At 70.1% G+C, this 4,465-nt stretch carries 3 protein-coding genes; 2 read left to right on the top strand and 1 reads right to left on the bottom strand.

The window, feature by feature from the left end; genetic code table 11:
- Positions 1-412 (top strand): 4'-phosphopantetheinyl transferase family protein (locus ACRDSQ_RS29235; protein ID WP_431425499.1); only part of this gene is annotated, 412 nt, incomplete at its 5' end.
- Here ACRDSQ_RS29235 and ACRDSQ_RS29230 read toward each other — a convergent pair.
- Positions 332-1,570 carry a YibE/F family protein gene (locus ACRDSQ_RS29230; RefSeq protein ID WP_431425497.1) on the bottom strand — a complete coding sequence of 413 codons (1,239 nt, stop codon included), beginning with the start codon at positions 1,568-1,570 and terminating at the stop codon, positions 332-334. The genes ACRDSQ_RS29235 and ACRDSQ_RS29230 overlap by 81 nt on opposite strands.
- Before the next feature lie 262 nt (positions 1,571-1,832).
- Here ACRDSQ_RS29230 and ACRDSQ_RS29225 point away from each other — a divergent pair, with 262 nt between their 5' ends.
- Positions 1,833-4,346, top strand: coding sequence for a proprotein convertase P-domain-containing protein (locus tag ACRDSQ_RS29225; protein WP_431425496.1), 2,514 nt, complete (start codon positions 1,833-1,835; stop codon positions 4,344-4,346).
- Positions 4,347-4,465: the final 119 nt, after the last annotated feature.

Genomic DNA, 4,465 nt, shown 5'->3' with positions numbered 1-4,465 from the left:
CTGCGCCGGTTACCGGGCCGCGGTGCTGGCCCGCGACACCGACATCGTGACCGTCGGCATCGACGCCGAACCCCATCAGCCGCTGCCCGACGGCGTCGAGAAGATGGTGACCCGGCCCGAGGAACGCCTGCACCTGGCCGACCTGGCCGCGGCCGACGCGGCGGTGCACTGGGACAAATTGTTGTTCGCCGCCAAGGAAAGCGTCTACAAGGCTTGGTTCCCGCTGACCCACAAGTGGCTCGGATTCGAGGACGCGCGGATCACCTTCGACCCGGCGGGCACATTCGAGGCCGAGCTCATGGTGCCCGGCCCGGTGGTCGAGAGCGGGACGCTAGCCGGCTTCTCCGGCCGCTGGCTCGTCGACAAGGGTCTCGCCATCACCGCGATCAGCCTCCCCGTCGGAAGTCGATGACTGGCGGGAGCCGACGGCGAGGGCGGCCAGGGCGGTGGTGAGCGGGACGGCGGCGACGATGCCGAGGCTGCCCGCCAGCGCGCGGATGATCTCTTCGGCGACGGGGGCCGTGGACAGCACGTGGTCGCCCGGGAGCCCCTTGGCGGCGAAGAGCATCAGCAAGGGCAGCGCCGCACCCGCGTAGGCCAGGACCAGCGTGTTCACCGTGGACGCGACATGCGCCCGGCCCACCCGCAGACCGGCGGCGAACAACTTCGCCCGTGAGGCCGTGGGGTCGGCCGCCGAAAGCTCCCACACGACGGCGGCCTGGGTGACGGTCACGTCGTCGAGGACGCCGAGCGCGCCGATGACCAGCCCGGCCAGCAGCAGTCCCTGCAGGTCCACATCGGCCAGGTAGCCGCTGAGGAACCCGACGTTGTCGCTGCCCAGCCCGGTGATCCCGGCCAGGTCGAGCGACCAGAACCCGATGACCCCCGTCAGCGCCAGGCTCGCCACGGTCCCGACGGCGGACACGGCGGTTCGCGCGTTGATCCCATGGGTCATGAACAGCGCGACGACCATGATCACCGTGCCGCCGCAGACCGCCACGACCAGTGGATTCGCCCCCTGCATGATCGCCGGGAGGACGAACTCCGTCAGGCCGAGCAGACACACCGCGAGCGCACCGAGCGCCGCGAAGCCACGCCACCGCGACAGCGCCGTCACCGCCAGCGCGAACACCCCGCCAAGCAGCAGCAGCGGCATCGTGCGGTTCCGGTCGACCACCTCGTAGCGCTCGAACACCGTCGGCCGCCCGGGCCGGTGCACCATCATCACCGGGTCGCCGACCGACACCTTGACCCCGCTCGCGGTGGAGACCAGGGCCTCGACCGACGTGCCCGCGCCCGGCCCCTGCTCGACCGCGACGACAGCGATGTCGCAGTCCGTGGGCGCCCTCGGGCAGGGCTGCTGCGCGGTGATCGTGCCGGAAGCGCGGGCCTGCTGGATCGACTGCTGGACAACGCCACCGCCGTCCGGCCACAGTGAGATCACCACCGCGGTCGCGATCGTGAGCAGCGGCAGCAGGATGCCCGCGACGACCAGCCGCACGCGGCGGGCGACGCGGTCGTCGGAATCGACCGCGGACATGTCGCCGTGGCCATGGCCGTGCTGGGTCATGCGCGCATCAGAACACAGCCCGCGCGCCCCCGGAACCGGCTCGTCGCGCACGGCCAGCGGGAACGTTTCGGGCCAATACTCGGAACAGTCTGTCGAATCGGCCGCTGATCTCCCGGATCAAGGCCCCCACCTGTGCGGCGACAGCCGGTTCATTCACGGAACACCGCGTCGCGCCGTCACACCCATTGCCCGTGGTGAATACCCGAATACGTTCCTGACTCGGAAGCCCCTGCATTCCACCACGCGAGGGAGGCCGGAAACGGTGAACGATAAACGAAAGCACTGGCGCAGAGCTGGTGTGGCGATCGGCGGCGCGGCCCTGTTGGGCGTGTCCGCGGTCGCGGCGGTAGCCGCCCAACCAGTGGCCAATTCCGCGGAAACCCCTGTAGCGGCAGCCAATGCCGTTCCGCAGGTCGCTCAGGCGGGCGCCACCGAGCGCGCCGAACGACACTTCGTCGAGGGACCGAGCACGGTCTCGCGGCAGTTCTGCCAGGACGGCGCCGCCTGGGTCCGTCCGCACTTCGCCGGGCTCACCCTCAAGGGCGCCGACACGGTGACCGTCCGCGCGTCGGGCGGTGACAGCCACACACTGACCGCCACGCACGGCACCGGGCGGTCGCTGTCCACGAAGTCCTTCAGCGGCAACTGTGTCACCGTCGACGCGACCCTGTCGTCGGCGGAGAGCCGGTTCACGGTCGACTCGCTGCAGACCGGCACCGCGTCGGCCGATGTCGTCGTCGCGGGCGCCGGTGACATCTGCGGCTCCAACTGCACGCAGACCGCGGACGTGGTCAAGGCGATCAACCCGGCCGCGGTGTTCACCGCGGGCGACAACGCCTACGAGAACGGGTCGCTGAGCGACTACCGCACCAGGTACGACCCGGCGTGGGGCCAGTTCAACAACATCGTCCATCCGACACCGGGCAACCACGAGTACCAGACCAGCGGCGCCACCGGGTACTTCGACTACTTCAACGGCTCCGGCAACCCCGACGGAAAGGCCGGGCCGCGCGGAAAGGGTTACTACAGCTGGGATGTCGGCGACTGGCACTTCGTCGCCCTGAACACCGGCAGCAGCAGCTCCGTGCCCGTCTCCGCGGGTTCGGCGCAGGAGCAGTGGCTGCGCGCGGACCTCGCGGCGAGCACCAAGCCGTGCACGGCCGCCTACTGGCACCACCCGCTGTTCACCCGGGGCTCGCACAGCAACAGCACGTTCGTGAAGCCGTTGTGGGACGCCCTCTACGCGCACAAGGCCGACCTGATCCTGGTCGGCCACGACCACAACTACCAGCGGTACGCGCCGCAGCGTCCCGATGGCGCCGCCGACGCGACCAACGGCATCCGCCAGGTCCTGGTCGGCACCGGCGGCCGCGCGTTCTACTCGTTCAACAAGACGCAGGCCAACGTGCAGGCTGAGAACGATGACACGTACGGCGTGCTGAAGCTGGGCCTGTCATCGACCGGCTACCGCGGCGACTTCGTCCCGGTCGAGGGCCGCACCTTCACCGACACGTTCACCGGCACCTGCAAGGCCAAGGGCAACACCGCGACCCCGAGCTACGCGCTCTCGGCCAGCCCGAGCGCGGTCGGCGTCGTCCAGGGCGCCTCGGCGAGCACCAAGGTCACGGTGACCAGCTCCGGTGGCTTCAACGCCGCGACGAACCTGGCTGTCTCCGGGCTGCCCAGCGGTGTCACGGCGAGCGTGTCGCCGACCTCGGTCACCCCGCCCGCCAACGGCGCGGCGGAGGCGACGGTGACGCTCAACGCGAGCAGCACCGCCGCGACCGGGACCGCCAACGTCACGGTCACCGGCACCTCGGGGACCCTGACGAAGAGCACCACCGTCGCGCTCACCGTCAACCCGAGCGGCGGCGGCGGAACGTGCTCCGGCACCAACGGCACCGACGTCGCGATCCCGGACAACACCACGGTCGAGTCCTCGATCACGATCTCGGGCTGCGCGGGCAACGCCTCGGCGACGTCCGAGGCCGAGGTGCACATCAAGCACACCTACATCGGTGACCTGGTCGTCAGCCTGGTCGCGCCGGACGGCACCGCTTCGGTGCTGCACAACAAGACCGGTGGGGACACCGACAACCTCGATCAGGTCTACACGGTGAACCTCTCCGGCGATGTCGCGAACGGCACGTGGAAGCTGCGCGTGCAGGACGTGGCGTCGCAGGACGTGGGCACCATCGACACCTGGTCGCTGAACCTCGGCGGCGGCACCACCGATCCCGATGACGTCTTCTTCGACGACTTCGAGTCGGACAAGGGCTGGCAGACCAACGCCTCGGCGACGGACGACGCCACGACCGGCAAATGGGAGCGCGGTGACCCGGAGGCGACCACCGATAACGGCGACAAGCAGCTGGGCGCCACCACCAGTGGTGTCAACAACCTCGTGACCGGCAGGCTCGCGGGCACGAGCGCCGGGACGCACGACGTCGACGCCGGTCGCACGTCGATCACGTCGCCCGCGATCACGCTGCCCAGCGGCACCCTGGGCCTGACCCTGCGCTGGAGCGTCGGGTTCGGCGCCAACGCCGCGGCCGCCGACTACCTCAAGATCACGGTGGTCGGGTCGAGCAGCAAGGTCGTGCTCGACCAGCGCGGCAACGGCACGCACATCAACGGCTCGTGGCGGACCCTCACCGCCGACCTGTCGGAGTTCGCGGGCCAGAGCGTGCGCATCCTCATCGAGGCCGTCGACGACACGGGCACGCCGAGCCTGGTCGAGGCTCAGGTGGACGACGTCAAGATCACCCGGGCGTAGGGCGGGCAGCAGCGGTGTATGTCACCACTGAGCCGCTGCGCGGTGCGGCACGGTCGACGGCGAAGGTGCCGTCGACCGTGCTCGCGCTGGGCATGGTCAGCCTGTTCACCGACATCTCC

This window comes from Actinokineospora sp., assembly GCF_050699995.1.
GTDB lineage: Bacteria > Actinomycetota > Actinomycetes > Mycobacteriales > Pseudonocardiaceae > Actinokineospora.
The sequence above is the reverse complement of the archived record's forward strand: the minus strand, read 5'-3'. Positions and strand labels throughout refer to the sequence as shown.